Origin of the sequence: Kordia sp. (genome assembly GCF_022447245.1) — a bacterium.
Lineage (GTDB): Bacteria > Bacteroidota > Bacteroidia > Flavobacteriales > Flavobacteriaceae > Kordia.
Genome location: NZ_JAKVBC010000020.1, coordinates 45102 through 65175, shown reverse-complemented (window position 1 = coordinate 65175; position 20074 = coordinate 45102). Strand labels below are relative to the sequence as shown.

Annotated in this window: 24 protein-coding genes and 1 pseudogene; 21 read left to right on the top strand and 4 right to left on the bottom strand. The window is 32.1% G+C overall.

Going from position 1 to position 20074, the window contains the following annotated elements; genetic code table 11:
• From MK119_RS14370 to MK119_RS14355, 4 genes are all read left to right on the top strand, one after another.
• Nucleotides 1-930, top strand: a complete 930-nt coding sequence (locus tag MK119_RS14370) for a GNAT family N-acetyltransferase (RefSeq protein ID WP_290680060.1) — start codon at nucleotides 1-3, stop codon at nucleotides 928-930.
• 1 nt (nucleotide 931) lies between these two features.
• Nucleotides 932-1795 (top strand): FkbM family methyltransferase, encoded by an 864-nt coding sequence (locus tag MK119_RS14365; RefSeq protein ID WP_290680058.1) that lies wholly within the window; start codon nucleotides 932-934, stop codon nucleotides 1793-1795.
• Nucleotides 1796-1929: 134 nt separating this feature from the next.
• Nucleotides 1930-2979: a glycosyltransferase gene (locus MK119_RS14360; protein WP_290680056.1), complete on the top strand. Its 1050-nt coding sequence runs from the start codon at nucleotides 1930-1932 to the stop codon at nucleotides 2977-2979.
• Nucleotides 2972-4117, top strand: coding sequence for a hypothetical protein (locus MK119_RS14355; protein ID WP_290680054.1), 1146 nt, complete (start codon nucleotides 2972-2974; stop codon nucleotides 4115-4117). The genes MK119_RS14360 and MK119_RS14355 overlap by 8 nt, the downstream gene beginning before the upstream one ends.
• A gap of 143 nt (nucleotides 4118-4260) precedes the next feature.
• Here the strand turns inward: MK119_RS14355 and MK119_RS14350 are convergent, their stop codons facing one another.
• On the bottom strand, nucleotides 4261-5094 hold the full coding sequence (locus MK119_RS14350) for a 2OG-Fe(II) oxygenase (protein WP_290680053.1): 834 nt from the start codon (nucleotides 5092-5094) through the stop codon (nucleotides 4261-4263).
• Between the two features lie 160 nt (nucleotides 5095-5254).
• On the opposite strand from MK119_RS14350, the gene MK119_RS14345 reads away from it, so the two are divergent.
• The 12 genes from MK119_RS14345 to MK119_RS24330 all read left to right on the top strand — a co-directional run bounded on the left by MK119_RS14345 (nucleotide 5255) and on the right by MK119_RS24330 (nucleotide 11828).
• On the top strand, nucleotides 5255-6310 hold the full coding sequence (locus MK119_RS14345) for an SGNH/GDSL hydrolase family protein (protein WP_290680051.1): 1056 nt from the start codon (nucleotides 5255-5257) through the stop codon (nucleotides 6308-6310).
• 93 nt (nucleotides 6311-6403) lie between these two features.
• A complete protein-coding gene (locus MK119_RS14340; RefSeq protein ID WP_290680049.1) occupies nucleotides 6404-7294 on the top strand; it encodes a biopolymer transporter ExbD in 891 nt (296 codons plus the stop codon).
• A gap of 24 nt (nucleotides 7295-7318) precedes the next feature.
• On the top strand, nucleotides 7319-7903 hold the full coding sequence (locus MK119_RS14335) for a hypothetical protein (protein ID WP_290680047.1): 585 nt from the start codon (nucleotides 7319-7321) through the stop codon (nucleotides 7901-7903).
• 16 nt (nucleotides 7904-7919) lie between these two features.
• The gene (locus MK119_RS14330; RefSeq protein WP_290680045.1) at nucleotides 7920-8102 is read left to right on the top strand and encodes a metallophosphoesterase; all 183 of its coding nucleotides are present in this window, start codon (nucleotides 7920-7922) and stop codon (nucleotides 8100-8102) included.
• The gene (locus MK119_RS14325; RefSeq protein ID WP_290680043.1) at nucleotides 8102-8944 is read left to right on the top strand and encodes a metallophosphoesterase; all 843 of its coding nucleotides are present in this window, start codon (nucleotides 8102-8104) and stop codon (nucleotides 8942-8944) included. The genes MK119_RS14330 and MK119_RS14325 overlap by 1 nt, the downstream gene beginning before the upstream one ends.
• A gap of 241 nt (nucleotides 8945-9185) precedes the next feature.
• Nucleotides 9186-9572, top strand: coding sequence for a hypothetical protein (locus MK119_RS14320; protein ID WP_290680042.1), 387 nt, complete (start codon nucleotides 9186-9188; stop codon nucleotides 9570-9572).
• 24 nt (nucleotides 9573-9596) lie between these two features.
• The gene (locus MK119_RS14315; protein ID WP_290680040.1) at nucleotides 9597-9869 is read left to right on the top strand and encodes a hypothetical protein; all 273 of its coding nucleotides are present in this window, start codon (nucleotides 9597-9599) and stop codon (nucleotides 9867-9869) included.
• Nucleotides 9851-10186 carry a sensor histidine kinase gene (locus tag MK119_RS14310; protein WP_290680038.1) on the top strand — a complete coding sequence of 112 codons (336 nt, stop codon included), beginning with the start codon at nucleotides 9851-9853 and terminating at the stop codon, nucleotides 10184-10186. Before MK119_RS14315 ends, MK119_RS14310 begins: the two co-directional genes overlap by 19 nt.
• Before the next feature lie 339 nt (nucleotides 10187-10525).
• Nucleotides 10526-11002 carry a hypothetical protein gene (locus MK119_RS14305; protein ID WP_290680036.1) on the top strand — a complete coding sequence of 159 codons (477 nt, stop codon included), beginning with the start codon at nucleotides 10526-10528 and terminating at the stop codon, nucleotides 11000-11002.
• A gap of 94 nt (nucleotides 11003-11096) precedes the next feature.
• Nucleotides 11097-11405 carry a hypothetical protein gene (locus MK119_RS14300; protein ID WP_290680034.1) on the top strand — a complete coding sequence of 103 codons (309 nt, stop codon included), beginning with the start codon at nucleotides 11097-11099 and terminating at the stop codon, nucleotides 11403-11405.
• 21 nt (nucleotides 11406-11426) lie between these two features.
• Nucleotides 11427-11603 (top strand): hypothetical protein, encoded by a 177-nt coding sequence (locus tag MK119_RS14295; protein WP_290680032.1) that lies wholly within the window; start codon nucleotides 11427-11429, stop codon nucleotides 11601-11603.
• A 3-nt stretch (nucleotides 11604-11606) separates the two neighbouring features.
• Nucleotides 11607-11828: a class I SAM-dependent methyltransferase gene (locus tag MK119_RS24330; protein WP_366512821.1), complete on the top strand. Its 222-nt coding sequence runs from the start codon at nucleotides 11607-11609 to the stop codon at nucleotides 11826-11828.
• 202 nt (nucleotides 11829-12030) lie between these two features.
• On the opposite strand, the gene MK119_RS14290 is transcribed toward MK119_RS24330, so the two are convergent.
• From MK119_RS14290 to MK119_RS14280, 3 genes are read right to left on the bottom strand one after another with little or no spacing between them, the layout of a single operon-like run.
• Nucleotides 12031-13629 carry a glycosyltransferase family 39 protein gene (locus MK119_RS14290; RefSeq protein WP_290680030.1) on the bottom strand — a complete coding sequence of 533 codons (1599 nt, stop codon included), beginning with the start codon at nucleotides 13627-13629 and terminating at the stop codon, nucleotides 12031-12033.
• Nucleotides 13622-14056 (bottom strand): hypothetical protein, encoded by a 435-nt coding sequence (locus tag MK119_RS14285; RefSeq protein WP_290680028.1) that lies wholly within the window; start codon nucleotides 14054-14056, stop codon nucleotides 13622-13624. Before MK119_RS14285 ends, MK119_RS14290 begins: the two co-directional genes overlap by 8 nt.
• A gap of 4 nt (nucleotides 14057-14060) precedes the next feature.
• Nucleotides 14061-15176: a hypothetical protein gene (locus MK119_RS14280; protein ID WP_290680026.1), complete on the bottom strand. Its 1116-nt coding sequence runs from the start codon at nucleotides 15174-15176 to the stop codon at nucleotides 14061-14063.
• A 159-nt stretch (nucleotides 15177-15335) separates the two neighbouring features.
• Here MK119_RS14280 and MK119_RS14275 point away from each other — a divergent pair.
• The 5 genes and pseudogenes from MK119_RS14275 to MK119_RS14255 all read left to right on the top strand — a co-directional run.
• Nucleotides 15336-15604 (top strand): annotated as a pseudogene (locus tag MK119_RS14275) (DUF2200 family protein); the annotation flags it as partial.
• A gap of 285 nt (nucleotides 15605-15889) precedes the next feature.
• Nucleotides 15890-16864 (top strand): SGNH/GDSL hydrolase family protein, encoded by a 975-nt coding sequence (locus tag MK119_RS14270; protein WP_290680024.1) that lies wholly within the window; start codon nucleotides 15890-15892, stop codon nucleotides 16862-16864.
• Nucleotides 16864-18384 (top strand): radical SAM protein, encoded by a 1521-nt coding sequence (locus MK119_RS14265; protein ID WP_290680022.1) that lies wholly within the window; start codon nucleotides 16864-16866, stop codon nucleotides 18382-18384. Before MK119_RS14270 ends, MK119_RS14265 begins: the two co-directional genes overlap by 1 nt.
• A gap of 12 nt (nucleotides 18385-18396) precedes the next feature.
• Nucleotides 18397-19053 carry a methyltransferase gene (locus MK119_RS14260; RefSeq protein ID WP_290680021.1) on the top strand — a complete coding sequence of 219 codons (657 nt, stop codon included), beginning with the start codon at nucleotides 18397-18399 and terminating at the stop codon, nucleotides 19051-19053.
• 5 nt (nucleotides 19054-19058) lie between these two features.
• Nucleotides 19059-20021, top strand: coding sequence for an acyltransferase (locus tag MK119_RS14255; protein WP_290680019.1), 963 nt, complete (start codon nucleotides 19059-19061; stop codon nucleotides 20019-20021).
• Nucleotides 20022-20074 lie beyond the last annotated feature (53 nt).

Here is a 20074-nt window from a genome sequence, read left to right as displayed (position 1 = left end):
ATGATCGTATACAAAGAAATATATCGCCTCAAACGTGTGGACAACAATGATTTTCCTGCGATCAAAGAACTCTTCTGGAAAGTCTTTAAAAAGAAAGTCACGCTTAAGTACCTACAAAACAAATACAATACATCGTATGTTGGTGTTAATTATATATGTAGCATCGCGTATTGCGACGACATTCCAGTAGCTTTTTATGGTGCTGTTCCGCAAAAATTTATAAATAACAATCGTGAAATTTATGTAGCACATGCCTGTGATTCATATACACTACCAAACCATCAACGGAAAGGTTTGCACTACGAATTGGCCAGACTCGCCTATGAAATTATGAAAGAACATGACATAAAATATGTATATGCTTTTCATAGCGAAAACACCTATTACAGTACTAAAAAATTGGGCTGGAAAGAACACGAACATTTACAACGTTTTCATGTAAAAGTCAACACGCTTCCCATTGGAAAAGTATTGAATAAGTTACGCTGGACCAACCTCTACGATCTTTTTTTTAAGCAGCATGTTTCTCAAAATACCATTGAAAAATTGACTTCGGAGCACAAAGAAAAGTTCCGATTAAAGTTTGATGCAAATTTCATTAATTATAAAAATAGTTTCAAAAGTCATTACTGTGTAGAAATCGACGATTGTGTGTTTTGGTTAAAGATTCAGGCAATTATTCATGTAGGAATGTTTTATGCACCATCTTCAGAAGCATTACAAAAAGCCTTGAAAAAACTGAAACGAAAAGCATTTTTCTTAGGGATTACAGAATTTTTGTTTCAAGTAGACGAACACTCTGCAATGGCGAAACTATTACAAACTATTACCAAACCAAAAGAATCGTGGTTGGTAGGTTATTTAGATTTTGATCCAGAAATCGATTTAAAAGAGTTTATATTTACCTACTCAGATTTAGATACCTTTTAGCATGCAAATCCAGCTTAAAAATCAAATATTTCAGGTAGATCCTGGACAAAATAAACACTACTGGAGTTATATAAATTCCATTGATTGGGAACCGCACACCTTTGCCATTTTTGATCATTTCGTAACTTCAAATTCTGTGGTATTGGATATCGGTTCTTGGAGTGGCGTTTTAACATTATACGCTGCAAAAACGGCTAAAGAAGTGCATGCACTCGATCCTGATCCTGTGTGTTTTAGCGAGTTGAATAGAAATGTTGAATTGAATCCAGCTATTGCGGATAAAATAAAAATCTATCAAACGGCAATTTCAGATAAAAAAGAAACCGTTCGTTTGTCTGCTCGCAATCAATATGGAGCCTCTTCAAGTAGTATTTTGGAACGCAAACGCGATACTGAAAATTCACTAGAACTGAATACCGTTTCACTAGCTGAATTTCTGGGAAACGAAAATATTCAAACGGTAGATTTCATCAAAATGGATGTAGAAGGTGCTGAATTTCGAATTCTACCAACAATTGGAAAAGCTATAGAAAAAGTAAAGTTCCCAACATTATACGTTTCATTTCATTATAGTTTTTTGAATGAAAATATGTATCACAAATACATTCCTTCAAAATTCTTAAATAAGGTTTTTATGCGATTAGAAAATACGTTTGGCTTTTCCATATTTAAGAAAAAAATTCGCAAAGAAATTCAACATTTATTCAAAGATGTAAAAGCTTATACATACATTTATAAAAGTGATGGCACACGAATTACATTTGACGATTTGCAACGTAACCCCGAAATGATTAAATCAACAGATTTAGTATTTACGAATGTGGAATGGGATGCTTCGACTCAGCTCAGCTTTCCTTCGGAATGAAAATAAAAAAGTCAGTTCGAGTGATTTTTTATGTAGCAAAGCGGAATTAAAAAGTAGATCCCATAAAAGTGCAGAGTGACAAAACGAAACTGAATATCATTCCTGAGAAGGCAGGAATCTAAAAGAAAAAAAACTTGAACAACACGAACCAACATATCGTATTTTTAACACCAGGTTTTGCGGAATCTGAAAGCGACTCTACCACAATTCCTGCGTTACAAGTATTTCTAAAAAGTATGCGAAAAGCGTTGCCATATGCGAAGTTGACCTTACTGACGTTTCAGTTTCCATTTACAAGAGAAATATATGATTGGTATGGTATTCAAGTGATTCCGCTAAATGGACAAAATAAACGTCTGAAAAAATTGCAAACATGGCGAAAAGCTTCAAAAGCACTTAAAAAACTCCATAAAACACAAAAAATTGATACCATTCATAGTTTTTGGATTGGCGAATGTGCTCGAATTGGAGAAAAATTCGCTAAAAAACAAAACATACATCATGTTGTAACTGTGATGGGACAAGATGCGGCGATTAAAAATTCGTATGGAAAGGTTCTGATTGGTTCGAATGCAAAAATAGTGACACTTTCTAAAAATCATAAAAAAGAACTGAAAGTCAATTACGGTTTAGATTCTTCCATTATTCCCTGGCATTTGGATGTTTCTGAATTTCCAGCTTTGCAAAAAAACACGATTGATATTTTAGGAGTTGGCTCTTTAAATACGATTAAAAATTATGGTGATTTTATCGATATCATTTCTGCTCTAACAAAAACACATACAAACCTCAAGGTTTCTATTATTGGTGATGGCGGCATGCGAAATGAAGTGGAAACAAAAATTAAAAATCTGCAATTAGAAGATACCATTACTTTACTTGGACATCTACAGCGAACAGAAGTTTTTACAAAAATGTCACAATCGAAAATACTGTTACATACAAGCATGTACGAATCGTTTGGCTTTGTGTTTTTAGAAGCATTGTATGCTGGAATGAAGATCGTTTCGCACAATGTCGGATTGGCAAAAGCTTCTGAAAATTGGATCGTTTGTGAACACAAAATAGACTTGATTGAAGCTTGCGAAAAACTGCTTGCTACTGAAAACTCAAAAAAAGAACGTGTTATACTAAGTTCTGAAACGGAAACCATCAACGCTTATTTATCTGTATACAATGCGTAGATTAATCACCATAGGAATTAACACCATTCAAGGATATGCCAATCCTGCTTTCAATTTTTTGATTGTCGTTTTTGGTATAAAAATCTTTGGAAAAGAAGCTTGGGCAGAACTAATCAATGTCATGATTTGGGTATTTTTTATCTCATTCGTTTTTGGTTGGGGAAATCGCGATCACTTGTTACGAACTTACAGTGAAAACCCAAGTAAAATGTATCATGCATTCTTTAGCAATTTGCTATCACGCTGTATGCTTCTTCCTTTTGCTACAGTTTTCTTTTTCTTTTTCCCAACAACTATTGCGGCTTGGGCAATTGTATTGATTTACTTGTTATTTCTATATAATTCATTAAGCACCTTGGTCGTTTATCATCAGAATTTTGGCGCGCAATTACTGGCAGAAGTTATTGGTTTTGGAATTATTTTCGGAAGTATCTTTTACCTTGAAACGTTTGATCTATCATCTTTTTTACAAATTTACGTGGTCGCAACTTTTTGTAAGTTGCTTGTATTAAGTTTACAACTAAATTTCTGGAAAGAATCGTTCTCTGTTAAGATTTCATTCCAAGAATTCAAACTAGGATTGCCATTTTTCATTCTTGGTTTAAGTGGCTGGCTAGTTTCTAAAACAGATATTTATATGGTTGATTTCTATTTAAAAAAATCACAATTAGCCGAATATCAATTACTCATTACCGCTTTTTTAATGCTACAAGCTTTGGCTGCATATATCACCATTCCATTTACAAAACACATATATCGTTTATCAAATGAAGTCGTTCAAAAGATAAAATATAAACTCTATGCCGTTTCAATTCCCTTAACTATTATTGGAGGATTTGCCATTTGGTTTGTGATGGAATATTTTGTAAAATTAGGCTTTAGTTATGAATATTATATTGTAGGAACATCCATTGCTTTGCCTTGTTATTTTTATACGTTAAACGTGATGGAACTTATGAAAAATCACCAAGAACGCACCATTATCTACATTAGCTTTTTTGCTTTTTTTATAAGTGTGAGCTTGATTGTATTACTCATTGAAACTTATGAAATTTTTGGTGTTTTGTTGAGTGTTTCTATTACCCAATGGCTTGTATTATTGACGTTTAAATTATATCGAAAATTTGGATCAATATAAAAATGACTTGCATAAACCAATTAAAAAGTAAATTTAAAAAAGTACTTAAAATCTCAAGCAACATAATAAATTCCGTTTACTAAAGAAACGGATTGCCCGCGTCGCTATGCTTCTCGCAAAGACGTGTTTAATATGTCCAAAACCTATTTCTTCTTCCGAAATAAATTCAATACTTTACTTATAAAATCATCATTGATTCCAAAGGTTCCTTTGACCCAAGTATAGGCTGCAATCATTTTTTTATCAAGCCAAATCCAAACAGCTCTAAAACCATCTCCTGGACGCGCTCGATAATTGGTGGATCTTCGTTTGAACGAACCTACTTTTTCTTCTGTGAAGTAATACAATGCTATTGATTTTCGAGTGACATCATCTGGACAGGTAATTGGATCAGGAAAACCATGATACGAATCTTCATCCGTATTAAAAATGACAATTCTATTGAAAATTGGTTCAATTTTAATGGCACATTTAGACATGTCTTTTTCCCAAAGTTCCAAAGCACCACCATACGATTTGTCCCAATCTTTGTTTAGATAAACCAACACGTTAACACGACGTCGCCATGTTTTTTTATGTGGATGTACGGTAAAATCCGCATGAATATTTAAAAAACCTCCGTTTTCACTTTGGTGGATTCCACCACCTTCAATCGTAGTATCTGGCAACAAATTTGGAATTCCTGTAAGCGTTTCAAGATAACTTGTAAATTCAGGTGAATTCAGTTCTTTGATAATACCATCACGAATAAATTCCGGAATCAACTCTAACTTGTTCAATCCATGCTTTTTTTCATTTACATGAATGTAATGAATCCAGCCTTCATCCTTAATTTTTGGAAAAACTTCCAGTGCTTTTTCCGCCGCAGCGACTTCTAAAAAATCATCTACAACAATATGCGGATACGGCAACGCTTTTTGATAATTCTCAGTATCAGTGGTTAATCTTGGTTTCCATTTTGAATAATCAAAAATCATAAATGCGGTTTCGTATTGGTGTGCTAAATGTACTGAAAAATATACTATTTTAAGCTAGCTTTTTGTCATGCTTTTTCTAAAAAATTCTATACCAAAAATTGTCATTGACTGCTTTTTGTTTGTTGTATATTTTTAGTTTCTTTGTTCGAAACGCTTTTGTATGAAATATGTTCGGCTTGTTAAGATCAATCTATTAGTGCTATGCGCATTGTTATTAATCTTAGCAATTATTATGTATTTTATGGAAGTACATCGTATTCAAACATTTTTTTCATTTACAAGCGAAAAGCAATCAGAATATTTTATTCCTGATGACACTGCAATGTTTTTGCATAAACCTAATATTCACCTGTATGATGATTGGGGAACGCCGCAACAAAAGATGTCTACTGAAAGACGCACTAACAATCTAGGGTTTCGAGATGATAATGATGTAGCGGATAAAACACCAAACGAATTTCGCGTATTGGTTACTGGTGATTCACATACCGATGGTGTTTTACGTTACAATACACAATCTTTTGTCAATATTTGGGAAAAAAAACTAAACGCTACAGATACAACAACGTATTATAATTGTATGAATGGTGGTGTCGGCTATTATACATTTCGCAATTACCATGGTTTTTTAAAAAAGTTCTCGCATCTAAAACCTGATGTCTTTTTAATTAATGTATTTACTGGAAATGATTTTCGAGAAACTGTAAAGTTTGAAGACGACCGAACAAGTATTTCTAATATCTATAAAAGTTGGTCTATGCGCTTCCGCAGAAAGTTTCAATCAGCCGAACAACAAGCATTTCCATATATTCAAGGAATAGAACAACTATTATTTTACGAGTCGTTTCCTGAAGAAAAAGAGCGTTCTATGGTAATTGCTAAAGAATACTTGTTACAAATTATTGAACTCTGTAAACAAAAAAACATTCGATTAATTGTGACGTTGTTGCCGTCAAAACTGGAAGTAAAACCAATATTTCGTGAGCACATACAAACTTTATTTGATCTCGATGCTAAAACGACGAACAACAATTTGGAAATGACACAACTATTGAAAAAGTTTCTACAAGAACAACAAGTTGAACACTATGATTTATTCCCTATTTTGCAAAATACTTCAGAAAAACTGTTTTGGGATGTAGATTTGCACATTAACCCAAAAGCGCATGAGCTCATTGGTGATTTTCTTTATGAAAAAATACATTTTCCCAACTAAATAAATACGCTTAAAATACTTTTGATTCTTCCTTTTATTACTAAAACTGGAATGTTTCTGTATATTTAATCATTAAAACACGATATCACATTTATGAAAATATACATTACTATTGCCGCATTATTCCTTGTGAGTTGTACCATTGCACAAAAAAACATAGAGGTTCCTACTTTTGAAACTGTTCAAGTCGACACAAATCCACATGACTACATTACCATTACTATTGATAAAAAAGGACAAATGACACTTGAGCGGGAAAAAATTAAATTGAGTGCACTGAGAGCAAAAATATTTGAATTGTTGTATGATGGAATAAAGCATAACATTGGTCTACAACCATTATTTATGACAGAATTGGTTGTTGACAAAGATCTTCCATATACAAAATTAGCTTCTGTTCTAAGTGAACTTCGGAAAATGAATGCCTTACCTGTTCTTTTTGCATGTAAATCTGATACGCACCAAAGAATTCCAAGAAGAAAGACAACAGGATTTCAATACAAACTTCCTAGTGATGAAAATGCAGTATCTGTTGTTGAAACAGTTTTTAAAAAGATTGAATCAGAGAAGAAAAACAAATCAAATGACACGGAAGAAGCAGGAATGATTCCTCCGCCACCGCCACCGCCGCCGAGCATTTCACGTGAATATATAAAGGCTAACCCTGAAAAAACAGAGTCAAAGGTAATTGTGGTCAATCATCAATCATTTAGTATTGACAATGAAGAAATGTCAGCATCGCAACTTACTGAAAAATTTATGCAATGGAATTCTAAAAAGAAAGTTGCATATATTTTAGAACCAACTAAAAGTGCTACATACCAAGATGTAGTAACACCAATTGCGCACCTATTAACTACATTAAAAACCATTCGAAATAAAGAAAGTATAAACTTGTATGGAAAAGCATATGACAACTTAGATTATCATAAACAACTTGAAGTACGAGAAAAAGTTCCTTTCATGATCGTTCTTGGAGAATAACAATTGTGAATTTCTCTCTTTATTATGAGTCAACTACAAATCCCTTTTGATACAACTGACGCTAAAGATTTTCAAGTAATCGTAGAAACAATTATTCATTATCTTGTTACCTATTTTGATCCTAGTGAAGTTTCTATAATTCGAATCAAGAATTGGTTTGATCATAAATGGTTGAATTACTCAGGAAAACAACTTTTGGAATATGATAGCAAATCAAATCCTGAAATTCCTTTTGTATTAGAACCATATTGGAATACTGAAATTACAATTCCGCCTTTTCATCCAAATCGTGTATTATCAGAAACAAAATTTAGAAAAAAGGATATAAACAACACTCGTTTTTTAGTACCATTTCATCAACTACAACCATCAATAGAAAATAAAAAAAATGTAATTTCTAGGCGCCTTCAAAACGGTCTTTGTTTTTGGATTTCTTCAAACTCTACCATAAATCATCAAGGGAGTTTGATGGTATATGATATTAAAAATGGCGAAGTAAAAAGTTGGTATATTGGTATTGAAAAAAAAGAGGTTTGGAAAGTCACAAAAACAAAGGGCATTTCTAAACAGCAAATTGAATCAATGCTTACTTTTGATTCGATTTCTTAAAAATCATCAAAATACGATGAGCAAAACATATATAATTGGCGATATTCACGGTTGCTACGATGAATTTATTGAACTTATAGCGCAAATTGGTGTGACAGACGATGATTTGGTCATTTCTCTTGGTGATATTGTAGATCGTGGAAATAAATCAGTAGAACTATATCATTATTTTAAGAATAGAAAGAATTCCATTTATTAATGGGCAATCATGAACGCAAACATTTGAATGGAGTTTTAAGCTATTCGCAAGAAATTGTGAAAGTGCAATTTAGGGATGAATATGACGATTTTTGTAAATGGTTAGAAACGCTTCCGTATTATTATGAAACACCAGAAGCTATTATAATACATGCTTTTTTTGAACATGATAAAAGTTTGTACAAACAGAAAGAAGAAGTCCTTGCAGGAACTACTTCAGGAAGTCGTTATTTGGAAAGTAATTATGAAGAAGGAACCTATTGGTCTGACTATTATTCAGGAGAAAAACCCATTATTTACGGACATCATGTGGTTGGCGAAATTCCAAAAGTCAAAAACAATACTTACGGAATTGACACAGGCGCTTGTCATGCAGGAAAGTTAACAGCGATTGAATTACCTAGTTTCAAAGTCCATCAAGTACAAGTACAGACTGATCACTGGAAACAACAACAATCAGATTGGCAAATTCCTGTCCTAGAAGCCAAAGATTGGGAACAAATGAAGATTGATCAGGTATATCGACAATTAGACAAACTCGATTATAAGAAAGAACCAGAAATTCAAGAATTCTTAACCAAACAACGTACTTGGATTCGAGAAATTGAAGAGTTACGAACTACAATTCAAACAGAAATAGAAATAGTTACCAAAACGCTCATTAAAAAACACGGTGTTAATTTCAACCAAGAAGTAGCCAAATTACCTTATAAATCATTTGTGTTCAAAGCAAAAGCAGGAACTTTAGAAGTAAATGATTTAGAAAAAACATTATACACACCACAAAAAGTATTGGACTTGGCAAAATTGCTACAAATTCATCCAATTCCAATACGCAACTAACAACCTAATTTTCAGCTTTACATATTTACACATAAAACGTTACTGGAATACGTTCCTCTATTCGGCAGATTGTCCATAGAAAATTGGTATTTACCGTAAATTTTAATGAAGCATAGACTTTCAAATTGTATTTCTGTTCAGTTCATACTACATTTATGTGGTTTTCAAACAAAAATCCTCTAAATCACATTGTTAAATTTATGAATATACACGAATATGATACTAACTTTTTAGAAATCTTATGTACTTTTCTGACTATCTCATAGCAGCCCTAATTCTTTTAGGAGCATTTATTATGCTATTAAGTGCAGGTAATACCAAAAAGATTTTTGATACACTTCCAAACAGTGAATTGAGAGGTAATTGGAAAAAATTACGCCTGTTGATGTTCATATTTTTAGCAGGATATTTAGCCGCAGCTACTGTTGTTACTTTAGGACAAACGGAACTATTGGCCATACTTTCTGGTCTTATCTTTTTTATGGGATCGTTATTAGTGTTTTTAGTAGTACGAACTGGATTAGATAGTTTTCGAAAGCTAAAAGAATTGAATCAAAATGTAGACGATACTGAATTAAAAAACAAAGAATTAGAAAAGTTTGCTTATATCACTTCACATGATTTATGAACACCAATTCGAGAAATCTAAAGTTTGACAGATTTCATTAAGGAAGATTTAGAAGCTGGTGAAACTGAAGATGTTTACGATCATTTAGACACCATGCAAGGACGTGTAAAACGCCTTGAAAACTTGATTAATGGTATTTTGCGTTATTCTAAAATTGGGAAAATCATGCCAGAAACTGTTGATCTAAATTCCATGATTAAAGCCTACGCAAAAACTACCAAGACCCCACAACTGTTTTTACCACCAAAGGAATATTACCAGAAATTACAGGAGATAAAATGCAAATCTCGCAGGTAGTTTCTAATTTGATTAGCAATGCTGTAAAATATAACGATAAAGAAGTTTGTGAAATTACAATTTCGAGCGTTGAAAAATCAAATTCTTGTGAATTGATATTTGAAGGCAATGGTTCAGGCATTGCTCCAAAATATCACAAAAAAATATTCGAAGTATTTCAAACATTGCAAGAAAAAGTCATTTATGAAAGTACAGGCTTAGGACTTTCTATTGTCAAAAAAATTATTAAAAAGCATAATGGAACTATTCGTGTAGAATCTGATGGGAAATTGGGCACCAAATTTATCATTACATATCCAAAAGTGTTTAAAAAATAGGTTTTCATAGCAGACTATATATTTCAAACTTTATCTTAGCATATATATTGAACATTTAAAATGAAATAAATCATCCCTATTTTACTTTTTTCTCTTTCTTTAATCAGTTGTCATAACAACAAGAAGTTATTAAAGAATGGGCTCACAAAAAAAGCAACTCAAATTACAGAATATACAATTGATGTAAAGAGAAAAAAGCAAGATACACTCTTTATCACTGAAAAAAAATATAATGACCTCGATCAAATAATTCGTTCGAATCAATATTATTCTTTCTCTTAAGACACTACAAATATTGAGTGTCATTACAATAAAAATCAAAAACTTAAAAAAGAAGTTGTGCATTATACCAGCAACAACGCAACCTTTACGGTCAATTATTTTTATAACGACACTTTGCTAATTGCAACTCGTTCTGAACATAAAGATGATGAAATGGAATTCAAATATATTGGAAAATATAGGTACACTTCTGAGAATAAACTGAAAGAAAGCTCATTAGCACAATTGTATATAGATATGGAAACGAATGATACCATTACAAATACGCTTGAAGTAAAAAATTATGATGAAAAGCAACTCGTCACTACATCAAAACTGTCAGATTATGTAACTCCAACACAAAGCAAACACTATATATTTACATATGATGATGAAATGATCATTGAAATAAAAGAGTATGATGCTAAAAATTCTTTAATTTCAACCATCAAGAATACATATCAATTCGATCAATTTGACAATTGGATTAAAAAAGAATCTTCTCAGAACGGTAGACTCGATCATATACTCACAAGAGAAATTATATATAAATAACAACAACTAAGTATTCCTATACTTTTCTAAAAAATCAATACATTTGACTTCATCGTAATCACCTTGTGGAATCAATTCATTCAATATTCACAACATGAAAAAGAGCATTCGCAATATTTTTAAAAAACAATACAAAACCATCAATAACGATTACTTCCTTTACAGGATTAAAGCTACTATTATTGGTGAAGGAATGTTGCTTGAAGGCAATATCTATTTAATGGATTATGCCATTCAACACATGCCTAGTGACGGAATTGTTTTTGAAATAGGATCGTATGCAGGTTTGTCTACCAATGTGATGTTACATCTATTAGAAAAACATGGTAAAAAACACCGTTTTGTAGGTTGTGACGCTTGGATATATGAAGGTTTCAAAGATCATACAGGAACTATTGAATAACATATAGATGGAAAGCCTAATGTGAGCAGAAAAGCTTATGTAACGTATATACAGAATGCTTTTGTGAATGCAGCAACATTATTGCATCCAAATGCAAAAACACATACGTGTCATTCTCCTTCGGAAGCTTTTTTTAACACATGGAACACAACGAATGAATTCACAGATGTTTTTGATAGAACATTTAGCATTCAATAAGAGATTTCGTTTGCATATATTGACGGAGATCATTCCTACGAGCAAACCAAAAAAGATTTTGAAAATGTAGATTCAAAATTAAAAGTAAACGGATTTATCTTATTGGATGATTCCGCAGATCATTTAAATTTTGGAAGTTCAGACTTTATCAAAGACATCAAAAAGAATGATAATTATAAGATCATAGACAGCAATCCTAATTATTTGATTCAGAAGGTTAAATAACTATTTTACTAAAAAACTTGTTTTAAGCTTTTTGTAATTCGTCATTACGAGAAGGATGACGAAGTAATTTACCTAAATCATATACAAAGCAATTTTTCTAACAAACAGATTGCTACAAATTTCTATGAAATTCTCGCAATGACTTATCAAACTCTAACCGTCCGTTTGAATGTTTTTTTAATCTACAGGCAAAAAATATTTTCTAATTTTTAGCTGTTACCAAATACATTTCTCCTTTTCCAGGTAACCAACGTGAATATTCATATTTTTCAACTACTTGTTGATGTTCGTTTGGTTTAAAGACCAAGGTATATTTTTCATTCACATTTTCCCACCATTTTTCTTGTTCTTCAGAGAAAAAGTTCCACGTTACATACTCAACGCCGCCTTGTATTCTATTTTTAGGAATGGTTTCCGTGAGTTTGTTTAACACTTCCCAACGTATGCGATTCCAAGACAAATGATCGTGAACTGCACTGACAGAAAACCAAGTGAGTAATCCAAGAAAACCGTAGGTGCAATATTGATATATTTTTTGGGGAACTTTTGGCGAATTCACACCCAAAAAGACAATCGCAATTGGAAATAATGGCAATAAATAGCGGTCATACACACCAACTATTAGGAAAGGCGTTAAATACACTAAAAAGAATACGAATGATAACACTACAAGTGAATCCACTTTTTTCTTTTTAAACATAGAAAATACCATCTCACGAATGTGAAAAATCAATGCAACACTAGAAAAGATTCCAATACAAGTTATCACTTGCCAAAACCAATTTGGCGCAGTCGGATCGGGACTTTGGGTAAAGTTTCCACCATGATCGTACAAGGTTGTTGGTCCAACACCAAAATCGATCCAGATGTTGTCTAAACTTGGTAATACTTTTCCAAGACGCATCAAATAGGCAGTAATTCCAACTGTCCAAAGTAAAGCAGCAATTTTATATCCTTTAAATGTATAACGATTGATGTATACTAGGTGAATTGGCAACAGTAAAAATCCTAGATACGCAATACTTTCAAAGAAATACGAAAAAATGATAATTAGTAATCCTTTACGAAGTCCTTTAATATTTTCTATAAGCAAACCGAATTTGGTATTGTAACGCTCTTGCAACAAATCATTCGACTCCATGATGTATGAAAAAACCAAGGAAAACAAAATCACAGCTAACAGTGGCGTAATTGCTTTCAATAGATTTTTAGCGTTTCGTTCTTTTACAATGACAAACGTAATCAACCATACAATTGGGAAAACCCATGCTAATTGACGGATTAGAAAAGCAAAATAACAGAAGAGAATTGCCCAAAGAATTGGTTGCCATGTATCAGTTTTTAAAGCTTTCGTAAAGAAATAAAATACCCAAATCGTCACACACATAAAAGGAATATCGGTCATGAATGAAAACGATAACGACAAAAAGATTGGATTCATCACACATAATAAAACACCAATCAATTTTGCCCAACGCGACAGTTTTGCCAAGGTAAGGAGTTTATAAATTCCAATAATCGTTGCAAACCCTAAGACCAGTGTAGACCATCTTAAAACTGTAAAGGAAAAGCCAAAGATTTCCGTAAAAAAGTAACCCCAATATACTTGTCCAACCAAGGTCATTTCTCCCCAATTATAGAGTTTTAGGTATCCATCTTCGTATAAGGTTTTAACAGATTTCCCATAACACCAATCGTCATTCAGCGGAAAATCTCCAATCGGATTGATGATGATTATCAGTAACAACCACAATAACAGTAGTCCGATATAATCTTGGTATTTTTTGATAAAATCACGCATTCGAATTCAAATTATATCCAAAACCCACATATTCGATCTCTTTCTTCTTAAAATAGGCTTTGTAATTTTTAACTTCTTGGATTGCTTCTTCAATATCAGCCTCGATACGCTTGCGATCAAAGCGGTAAGTTTTATTGTGGTCTAACATATTCCAAACAATCACATTTTTTTCATGCTTTACTTCTATTCCTTGGTCACAGCCTCCACATTCTCGAATTCCACAGCTACATGAAAAAATAAAATACGTTCCTTCTCTCTTCATACTTTCCATAAACAAATCTGCCATAATAATATCGCTTCCTTCGTATGGTTTTTTTGAGCCAATACGAACTTCCAAGCTTCCTTGCATCCAAATATTTTTGGCTTCTATTTGGCAAGCTTGCACCAACAATTCAATATAAATCGTATCTAGATTTTCTGTTGTCATATTATTATTGATAATAGCTAAAAAATGATTCTATTTCTTTTTTCGCGAATGCATTTCCAGCTTCACTCCAATGTCCATCACAGGGTAAATACAAAGTTTTATATTCTTCTTCTAAAAATTGATCTGTCTTTGGGAGTAAGTCTAAATACTCTACATCCAGACTATCACAAACAGCTTTTAATTGTTTTCCTAACGGATTTTTTTTGTGTTCGCGATAGGATTTGATTTCTTTTTCAATTGGAATGCTGTATACCATCACAGGACGATTCCCTGCCAAGGTTTTAATTTGTTTTATCGTGTAGTGCAAACGATCAAATTGTGCTTCTGTAAAATTGAAATAGCTTGGAATTTTAGTTTCTTCCAACAATTGATCTTTTGGAATGGCACTTATTTTTCGTTTCGTTCGCAAGTAATAATACATATTATACGAATGTGTAAAATTCTTTAAAAACTTATTGATAAAATGCGGATTACGCGGTCGTGCTCTAGAATTCTCTATGTTTTTAATGTGATATACCAATTCGTAATTTGGATAATCACCTTTTAGAAACGGACGGTAACGATAACCGCCAACTTGCAATCCAATTTCATAATCATCATCAATAAAATCGTTGGAAGGTAAAACTCCTACCAAAACAGCATCGTGTGTATATTCAATGGCATGTGTCTTATACAACATCCAATATTGGGTTGGGCCAAAATTTCCTGCCAAACCAAAATTTAAATGTGGAATATTTGTGTTTTCTTCTAAAAGATTGGTTAAACGGTCTTCCAAATTCACACCAATTCCTTCAGTAAATGAATCTCCTAAAGCTATCACTCTATGGCTTGTACTTTGTAACTCACGTTCTACATCTCGAAATCCTTTTGAATTTGCCTCATAAGTTACATCAAAGCAATATTTTTTCTGTCGATACACATCATTTGCCAGATGTCTTGTTCCAAAATTCTCATCCAAATCAAACCAAAAATTGTGTGTATTTTGAAATGTATAGGTAGGTAATTCAATTTTTATTTTCGCAACGCGAATGTAAATAGCCAATACAATTTCAAGCAATACAAACGTAATTCCAATAATAATAATCAGATTTTTAAGTGATTTTAAAAAAAGTTTTTTCAACAAAATATTTCTTTTTGGCGGTTGTTGTAGTAAAACAAATATACAGTGTCTAAGAAAAGAATGTGTATGGAATTTAAAAAAAGTAGTTATTGTCTACGCTTGTTTTTGAGTTTGATGAAGATAATTGTAATTTTTTTTTACACCTAAAAATCTAGAAACATGAAAGTAACTCCCGAACACAACGAAAGAATTGCTAAAATGAAATTTCGCTCTGTATACCCACATTATATCACCAAAATAAAAAAAAGGCAGAACCATAGAAGAACAACATCAAGTAATAACTTGGCTCACGGGTTTTAACGAAGCTAAACTTCAAGAATTCGTAAAACAGTGAAGCCACTTTTAAAGATTTCTTTGAACAGGCAACCATACATCCAAACGCACATTTAATCAAAGGCGTTATTTACGGGTATAGAATTGAAGAAATTTGTAAACGAAATACAAGAAAATGGAATTTCTCGAGGAGAAATGGATGCAAAGCTACTTCAAAAAGTGGAAGAATTAAATATATATGATTGAGTTATATAAAGAAATGAAAGAACTTAAAGAAGAAAACAAAAGGTTAAAGGTTTAATAGAAAAACAATAGTTAAATTAGCTATTTAAGTTTTTTAAGAGTGAAAATGCTACTGTTGTAGCATTTTCACTCTTTTTATTTCTACCTTTATAAAACAATAAATTATACACTTTTCTTTTTAAGAATAAAATACCTAGATGAAGCAACTAAAAGCCAAGATTGTATCAATTATAATTGGAATTTTACTTAGTTTAATTCTTAGCGAAGTTATCGCGAGAGTTTACTTCTTTGGCGGTGCCGCTTTTTCGTATTCACGAACCAATTCTTTTGGTGTTTTAGATAATTCTGATCTGATACAATATTCCGACACAAAAGGTTTAGTGTATGATTTAATCCCCAATTTAGATACAAAGTACAAGTTAGTTGATTTCCATACCAATGAAGAAGGGTTTCGCGACAAGAGTCATGAGTTAACATCTAATACTAAAAAAATTGCCGTTTTAGGAGATTCTTTTACGATGGGAACAGGTGTTTCTGAACAAGAAATGTATGTCACAAGCACAGAAGAGTTATTAAATCAATCACATGATGAGTCAAAATTCGAAGTCTTTAATTTTGGTGTCTCTGGATATTCCTTGACAGAATATAAAATAATTTTGGAGCAAAATGCACTTAAATACAACCCTGATTTAGTTGTGATTGGTTTCTGTGCTTCCAACGATCATTATCGTGTAGGGACTGATTTCTCCATGGATAATTTTACTATAAAACCCAAGAAAAATGTCTTTTGGGATTCTTATCTGAAAAAATTATTGCAAATAAAGCTGAATTCAAAAGAAGTAGAACCTACCAACTACAAACCTGAACATATAAAATATATGGATAATCAATTTCAAGATTTTCAGAATATTTTTATTAGAAATAATATTAAAGGCCTTATATTTTATCTAGATTTAATTTACGATCCTGAACGTGTATCCCAAATACAATCATTGGCAGAAAAAAATGATCTTTTATTTTTAGAAGCTTCTAGTTTTTTTGAAGATAAAAATTTATTTAAATACATTTTGAATGAGCTTGACACACATCCAAATGGAAAAGCAAATCAAATCTTTGCAGATATACTCTCAAGTTTTATTTTAGCAAACAGAAATGAAATCTTCGGAAACTAATGAGAAACAAAATTATCATATTTAATCCACGAAGCGCCAATGCAAAGCATCGTTTACCGAATACCATTATTCAGGTTGGTGCGGCTATTCATGGAAAGTACGATTATGTTTTTATTGATGGAAACATGGAAAAAGATCCTTGGCTCAAGATTTCAGAATATTTTGCTACGGGAGAATTCAAATATTTTTGTTTGACAGTAATGCCTGGACCGCAATTGAAGCAGGCAATTCCTTATGCCAAAAAGATTAAAGAATTGTATCCTAACTCTATTAATATTTGGGGTGGATATTTTGCTTCCAATCAATATAAAGTTTGTTTGAATTCTGGTTATGTAGATTATATTATCAACGGACCTGGTGACAATACGTTTCCGAAATTGTTAGATGCTTTGGAAGGAAAAAGCGATGAGAAATTAACGTTGATTCGCAATTTAATCTTTAAAGATGAGGATGGTAAAATTGTGCAAACCGTCAAAGAAGCACTACTCGATCAAGACGCATTGCCTCCATATCCATATCAATATTTTAATACCTTTTATCCGCTGGAGCGTTATTTAGCGAAAACCTTTATGGGACAAAAAACTTTTGCGTATCATTCTAGCATGGGCTGTCCTTTTACCTGTTCGTTTTGTGCAGTTGTTCCTATTTATAATGCGCGTTGGAAAGCAAAATCTGCCGAAAGTGTATTTAAAGATGTCAAATACTTTAAAGAAAAATACGGAATTGACGCTGTAGAATTTCACGATAATAACTTTTTCACATCCAAAAAACGTGTGTTAGAATTTTCCAAACTCATGATGGATGAAAATATTCAATGGTGGGGAGAAGGTCGTATTGATACGATTAATAAATATTCGGATGAAGATTTGCATTACATGCGAAAAGCAGGCTGTCGTATGATCTTTTTGGGTGCAGAAACAGGAAATGATGAAGTGTTGAAGCAAATGAACAAAGGCGGAACACAATCGGGACAAATGATTAAAGATTTTGTGAAGCGTATGAAAGATGTGGATATCATTCCTGAATTATCATTTGTATTAGGTTTGCCTGGACCTGACGAGAAAAAAGTGTACGAACAAATTTTATGGGATATAAATTTTATTCGCGAGATAAAAAGCATCAATCCTGAAGCGGAAATCATTATCTATTTATACAGTCCTGTACCAACCGAAGGTTCCGAATTATATCAGCAAATCATTGATGCAGGGTTTTCATTCCCAACCAAACTTGAAGAATGGATTGAACCAAGTTGGGAAAAATTTGATTTACGAAGAAATCCATTAACACCTTGGTTAAAACCATATATGATTGACAAAATTCAAAATTTTGAAACAGTACTAAACGGCTACTATCCTACTGCTTCTGATTTTAGAATTAAAGGATATAAAAAATGGTTGCTCAAAATGGCTTCTGGTTACCGCTTTAAATATGGATGGTATAAGTTTCCATATGAGATTAAAGTTATGCACAAAATATGGAAATATCGTCAACCAGAAATTGAAGGTTTCTACTCTGAATAATCCTGCTAAAACATGGTTAAAAAACTCAAAAAACAATTATATCCTGTTGCTCGATTTTTCTTTGATAAGTATATTTCAAAACAGCGAAAATATACATATGAAGGTATTACGATAGCGATTCATGAGGAAGTATTTCCTCCAAAATTTACTATAAGCACCAAGATTTTATTAGAATACATAAAACCACTTGATCTAAAAGACAAAAACTTTTTAGAATTGGGTTGTGGCTCAGGAATCATCTCACTATTTGCAGCTTCTAAAGGTGCAAAAGTTACCGCTTCTGACATCAATCAAACGGCAATTAGGATATTGAAAGAAGCTGCCATCAATAATGAAATTTCAATAAATGTAGTATATTCTGATTTGCTTGAAAGTCTTCAAAATCAGCAATTTGATTACATTATCATAAATCCGCCATACTATCCAAAAGCACCACAAAATGACAAAGAACGTGCTTGGTTTTGTGGTGAAAATTTTGAGTATTTTGAAAAACTCTTTCTACAATTGCCCCATCATCTTTCACCAAACACATGGATGATTCTATCAGAAGATTGTGAAATTGATCATATCAAACAATTAGCAATTAAAAATGGACTTTTCTTTAAATTGATTTTAGAGAAAAGTGTTATAAGAGAAAAAAACTATATATTTCAGATAGAAAAATCTTAGCCCAATTGCAAACAGCTTCACGAAACATACTACTAGATTTTTTTAAAGTGATCGCTGCTGTTCTTGTCATTGCAGCGCATTGTGGATTTTTGTTCGATTATAATAAAATGGCGTATCACATAACATGTAATGGTGTATTTCGCATTACAATTCCACTTTTTTTTACGGTTAATGGTTTCTTTTTGTATACCGTTTTTCAGAATGATCTTATTAAAACTTGGATAAAACGCATAGGTCTTTTGTATGTTATTTGGATGTTGATTTTTAGTTACTACTGGATTATTCCTGTGTATGAAAATCCATTGAGGATGATACCAACTGTACTTTTTGGGTTCAATCATTTATGGTATTTGGCAGCGCTTTTTTTAGGTGGATTTTTATTATATAAGCTACGTAAGCTTTCGAACACAGTTTTACTCTCAATTGCCGTTGTAGTTTATTGTATTGGTTACACCATTCAAACACTCAGTAATTTTGATGTAATTACAAGTCCAAGCATTTTAGTTAAATTGATTGATTTTCCTCCTATACATCGAAATTTTGCATTCTTTGCATTGCCTTTTTTAAGTATTGGATATGTCATTCGGCGCACTAACTTTCATTTGAAACTATCGAAAACACAAACAATAACATTGTTAACTATATGTTTTGCTTTTCTTATAACTGAAAGTACGTTGAATTATCTTGTAAATTCTGATGGTTCATTCAATATGAGTATTTCCTTTTTATTAGCAGGACCAATTTTATTAATCGCTGCTTTTTCTTTCAAAGTTACATCGAGAGTTAATAGTAAATTGTTATCATCCTACTCTATCGCATTATATTTAACACATCCGTTAATTATCATTCTAGTTAACAGTTTTGTAAAATTACAATCGACATCTTTAACCTTTACAACTATCTTATTGTCTGGAATTGTGAGTTGTCTCTTAATTTTACTCAATAAAAAATTCAAATATATTCTGTAATTCATTTTAATATTATGGTTCAAAAAAAAATAGTGTTAATGAGAAAAAGTATA